The organism is Acinetobacter uliginosus (assembly GCF_044130295.1).
GTDB lineage: Bacteria > Pseudomonadota > Gammaproteobacteria > Pseudomonadales > Moraxellaceae > Acinetobacter.
Window position 1 is genome coordinate 1 of record NZ_JBIQOC010000138.1, and the last position, 5172, is coordinate 5172.

Sequence of the window (5172 nt, forward strand, 5' to 3'; positions counted from 1 at the left end):
ACTTTTTATTTGGTATAGACAGTGGTAGACACCTGTATATTACCTCGAATAGCATTTGAATAAGGACATACTTGATGTGTTTGTTCCACTATTTTCTCTGCGTCAGCTTGTGAAATACCTGAAATCGTGACATCTAAGTGTACTGTCAAGGCAAATCCACCATTGCCATTAGCAACCATTCCAACAGTGCTCAGGACTTCTACATCGTTATCACGGATTTTATATTCTTTATTGCTACGAGTTACATGGATCACTGCATTTCCAAAGCATGCAGCATAGCCAGCTGCAAATAATTGCTCAGGATTCGTTGCATCACCTTTACCACCTAATTCTTTTGGTAAAGCCAATTTCAACTCTAGAATACCATCTTCGCTACGAATAGTTCCCGAACGCCCACCAACTGCTTTAACTTGAGTTGAATAGAGATTACTCATGTGTGTTACCTTAACTTAATTTAATTTAATTTAATTTAATTTGTACAAAATATAATTGTACACAATTTAAATTAGATCAAATATTTGTTCACTATTTCTTTCTATTAATTGGACTATCTTCTATATAGATATTAGGATAAAGATTCCGAATCCTTATCTATCTTTAAAATAGAAAACGCCCAATGAAACTCATTAGGCGTTTACTTAAAATAAGTGTCAGCTTATTTTAAGGCTAGAAAATCATCATCTTTTTTCTCAATCTCCTTGAGAAAAAATCAATCTTGCTATTTTAGCTTTTCACACCATCTTGTTCAATTTGTACTGCGGCTTGCCAGCTAGGTAGTTGGCTTAAACCTGCTACATAACGTTGGATATGGGGATAATTTCCACCTTGTCCCATATGATAAACTAAAGCATGTAGCCCAAAGCCCATCATAAAGTCAGCACCGGTTAAACGGTCTGCCACTAGAAATTCTTTATCTTTTAAATATTCATTTAAATGGCCAAATACTTTATCGAACTCAACTTGAGTATAATTTTCTAGAAATACCAACTTCGTGCCCTGCTTGGTTTCTATCGCATTAAACGTTTTTAATAAAAATGGCAGCATGGCAGAGCTTTCTGAGAAATGAATCCACTGTAGATAATCGACATAGGTAGGTTCATCCATATCTGGTCCTAAATGCGGCGCAAGTTTCTGAATTAATAACTCAACGATTGCGCCTGACTCTGCAATAACTTTGCCATCCCATTCCAATACTGGAGATTTCCCTAACGGATGGATGATTTTTAAAGATTCAGGTGCCAAATGCGTGCTTGAGTCACGATAATAGCGTTTCAACTCATAAGGCTGCTTGATTTCTTCAAGTAACCACAAAATGCGAAAAGAACGTGATTGATCTAAATGATGTAGTGTAATCATGATAATTCCTATTTTTTTAAATTTTTACAACCACTTTGCCAAAGTTTTCGCCTTTTAACATACCATTGAAAGCATTGATCGTGTTATCTAAACCTTGCACCATATGCTCTTTATATTTGATTTTTCCGTCTTTCAACCATTCGGACATTTGCTGATTGAATTCTGGATACTGACTGCCATAATCATCAAAAATAATAAAGCCTTGCATGCGAATACGCTTTCTTAAAAGGGTGGAAATAAAGCCCGGTAAACGGTCTGGCCCTTGTGCTTGCTCGGTAGCGTTATACTGGGAAACCACACCACACACCGGTACACGTGCCGTAGAGTTAAGCAATGGCCATACCGCATCAAACACTTTACCCCCTACATTCTCATAATAAATATCAATACCGTTGGGAACTGCTTGTTGTAATTGTTCTGCAAAATTTTCATCATGATGATTGATACAAGCATCGAAGCCGAGTTCTTCTACTGCATAACGACATTTTTCAGGCCCACCTGCGACGCCAACCACGCGACAACCTTTAATTTTGCCAATCTGTCCAACCGTAGCACCAACAGGTCCCGTTGCAGCTGCAACGACTAAAGTTTCACCGGCTTTAGGCTGACCAATGTCCAACAGCCCCATATAAGCAGTAAATCCTGGCATTCCCAAAATACCCAATGCCCAAGATGGATGTTCAGGTTGCATACCTAAGCTTTGACATGCAGTCCCATTAGAAATTGCGTAGCCCTGCCAGCCATTTCCGGAAAGAACCCACTCGCCTTCTTTGAATTTTGGGTTTTTAGAGGCCACCACTTGACTGACTGTTCCACCGACCATCACTTCGCCAATTTCAACCGGTGCTGCATATGAAGGAGCATCACTCATGCGACCACGCATATAAGGGTCGAGTGACAAGTAAATGGTTTTTAACAACATTTCGCCTTGTTTAAGTTGAGAAAGCTCAACTTGCTCAATTCGAAAATCGCTGTGTTTTGGCTCACCGACTGGCCGTTTAGCTAAAACGATGCGTTGGTTATTAATTGTGCTCACCTGTATAACTCCATGTTTTATATAGAAGTATTTCTATTGATAATCAAAACTGTCGATTAAAACGTCTTTACATCCATTGTAGATGAGTTATAATGAAAAGCAATACGACTGGTCTATTTTTTACAATAGAGTACACAATTAATATGAAGCTTACCCCTATTAAGAAGTCTGAAGCTAAGCGCTTACACATTCTTAACACCAGTTCAGACCTAATTTTGCATAAAGGTTTTACCGGTGTAGGATTACAAGAAATTTTACAAAGCTGCGAGATCCCTAAAGGCTCATTTTATCATTACTTCCAATCCAAGGAGTCTTTCGGCTGTGAATTGGTACAGTATTATGTAGATAATTACCAAGTCCGTTTAAATGAAGTATGGAGTAGTGATCAATCCGCTTATCAAAAGCTGATCGGGTATTTTAAATTATGGATTGAAGATCCTGAAACGCAGTGTGGTTGGGCAGATAGCTGTTTAATTGTGAAACTTGCCGCAGAAGTTGCCGACCTATCTGAAGATATGCGCTCCATTATGTCCGCTGGTGTCGATGATGTAATCCAACGGATTGCTGGGTTAATTGTTTTGGGAAAACAAGATCAGTCTATCCAAGCAGACACTGATGCCTCTACGTTGGCACAAGTGATTTACCAAATGTGGTTGGGTGCAGCATTACTGAGTAAGTTGCAAAAAGATAAAACACCATTACATCAAGCCCTGAGAGCGACTGAGTTTCTATTAAAAAGTGCAGAGTCTTAAAAAGATTATATTCAATATCAATTAGATAAGTAAAAAGTTGTGATAGCAGCCAAATGATTACTTATTAATGTGCTGCTATTACATCAACTTAGTATCAATGAGTATAGCGCACAATGAATTCTCCTTCTAAAGCCCTCCTGACTCGTATTTTAGTCGGATATTTAGGCTTATATCCCACACTATTACTGGTACTGACTTTATTAAAGCCAATTACTCAGCATCAAAGTTTCCCGATGATGGTGTTCATTGAAGTCATAGTATTAGTGCCCGTGACGCAACTCATTTCCTTTCCACTGGCGGGTTGGCTCATTACACAGCTAAAAAATCTTAAGAATTTGTTTTAAGAAGAAATTGTGCTAGCAACAGCAATCCTAAGTCCTTATTTTGCCAACCACAAAGGTTGGCAAAATAACTCACTTAGTCAATATTAATCTGCGTAAGCTGGGTAATCAATATAGCCTTTTTCCGTCCCACCATACATACTGCTTGCATCTACTGCATTCAATGGCCAGCCATGGGCGAGACGATTGGGTAAATCTGGATTCGCAATAAATGGCCGTCCAAATGCAATTAAATCGGCCAGTCCTGCCTCTAAAATTCGAGTCCCTCTTTCTGCCGTATATCGACCTGCATAAATAATGCGACCACTGAAAGTGTCTCTGACATCTCGACGAAAATCATGAGGAAGTTCTGGTGCATTGTCCCAATCAGCTTCTGCAATCGATAAATAGGCAATCCCAACTTCTTCAAGTATCTTTATGGCCTCAATATAAGTCGCATGTGGATCTTCTTCAACCAACCCCATGTAAACACGATCTTCCTCTGTACTTTCAAATAGCGGGGCAAAACGCACTCCTAAACGATCTGCACCAACCACCTCGGCAACCGCCTGTACCACTTCACGTAAAAAACGCAAACGGTTGTTTAGTGATCCACCATATTCATCTTCACGGTGGTTACTATGTGCAGAGATAAATTGATTCACCAAATAACCATTTGCACAATGAATTTCAACCCCATCAAAACCGGCAGCCAAGGCATTGCGTGCAGCTTGAGCATAGAGTTGTACTAACTCTTTAACTTCTGCATTGCTTAAAGCACGTGGCATGGAGGGATCAGCTAAGGTCCCTGCATTGGGCCCCGTCTCAATAAAGACTTTAACATTGCTATCAGCCGCAATAGCCGAGGGTGCGACCGGTGCTGCATGATTGGGTTGCAAAGATGTATGTGAAACACGCCCAACATGCCAAAGTTGCGCAAAAATAATGCCTCCTTTGGCATGCACTGCTTCGGTCACTTTACGCCATCCAGTAATCTGTTCAGGGCTGTAAATACCAGGAGTCCAAGCATAGCCTTGACCACGTGGCTCGATTTGCGTACCTTCGGTGACCATAAATCCAGCCCCGGTACGCTGTTGATAATAGGTCGCCATCAACTCATTTGGAATATTCCCTGGCTGAGTACTGCGCGACCGCGTTAATGGTGGCAATACAATACGGTTTTGCAAAACATACGGGCCTAAGCTCAGGTTTTGAAAAAATTTGCTGGCTTTCATTTCATTGTTTCCAAGTGATCATGACCATAATTGATCTAAATTTTAAAAAAAATACCCCTCCTTCCTGCAACAGAAAAAATAAAGGGGTAAAAGGGTATTAGAGGCTAGGCTTTGGTTTTACTATCAGTAACATAAATCAGTTTATGATTAATAAATTCTTTGATACCAAGACCGATAAGTTCACGCCCATAACCAGAACGTTTGATTCCTCCAAAGGGAAGATTTGCATTGGAAAAAGCAGGTCGATTAACGAATACCATTCCACTCGAAATACGCTTAGCTACTTCAGCACCATGTTTTGTATCTTCTGTAAAGACCGACCCACCCAGACCAAAAGGCGAATCATTAGCTATATCAATTGCATCTGGTTCATCTTTAGCACGTAAAATCATTGAAACAGGACCAAAAAACTCCCAATAATACGCTGGATTTTCAGGGGTTAGATTAGTCAGGATAGTTGGTTGCACAAAAGC

The 5172-nt window shown here is 40.0% G+C and carries 7 protein-coding genes; 2 read left to right on the forward strand and 5 right to left on the reverse strand.

Going from position 1 to position 5172, the window contains the following annotated elements:
* Nucleotides 1-5 precede the first annotated feature (5 nt).
* The 3 genes from ACE01T_RS16915 to ACE01T_RS16925 form a co-directional block, all read right to left on the reverse strand.
* A complete protein-coding gene (locus ACE01T_RS16915; RefSeq protein ID WP_062034276.1) occupies nt 6-434 on the reverse strand; it encodes an organic hydroperoxide resistance protein in 429 nt (142 codons plus the stop codon).
* 289 nt (nt 435-723) lie between these two features.
* The gene (locus ACE01T_RS16920) at nt 724-1356 is read right to left on the reverse strand and encodes a glutathione S-transferase family protein (RefSeq protein ID WP_010116200.1); all 633 of its coding nucleotides are present in this window, start codon (nt 1354-1356) and stop codon (nt 724-726) included.
* Nucleotides 1357-1372: 16 nt separating this feature from the next.
* On the reverse strand, nt 1373-2392 hold the full coding sequence (locus ACE01T_RS16925) for an NADP-dependent oxidoreductase (RefSeq protein WP_010116201.1): 1020 nt from the start codon (nt 2390-2392) through the stop codon (nt 1373-1375).
* Between the two features lie 143 nt (nt 2393-2535).
* Here ACE01T_RS16925 and ACE01T_RS16930 point away from each other — a divergent pair, with 143 nt between their 5' ends.
* Nucleotides 2536-3144, forward strand: coding sequence for a TetR/AcrR family transcriptional regulator (locus ACE01T_RS16930; protein WP_010116202.1), 609 nt, complete (start codon nt 2536-2538; stop codon nt 3142-3144).
* A 113-nt stretch (nt 3145-3257) separates the two neighbouring features.
* Complete coding sequence (locus tag ACE01T_RS16935; RefSeq protein ID WP_029574618.1) at nt 3258-3488, forward strand: hypothetical protein; 231 nt, start codon at nt 3258-3260, stop codon at nt 3486-3488.
* Nucleotides 3489-3571: 83 nt separating this feature from the next.
* On the opposite strand, the gene ACE01T_RS16940 is transcribed toward ACE01T_RS16935, so the two are convergent.
* Together ACE01T_RS16940 and ACE01T_RS16945 are read right to left on the reverse strand one after the other, a co-directional pair.
* Entirely contained in the window at nt 3572-4699 is a 1128-nt protein-coding gene (locus ACE01T_RS16940) for an alkene reductase (protein WP_062034280.1), read from the reverse strand.
* A 104-nt stretch (nt 4700-4803) separates the two neighbouring features.
* The coding region (locus ACE01T_RS16945; protein WP_395519743.1) for an aldehyde dehydrogenase family protein at nt 4804-5172 on the reverse strand (369 nt) is incomplete at its 5' end.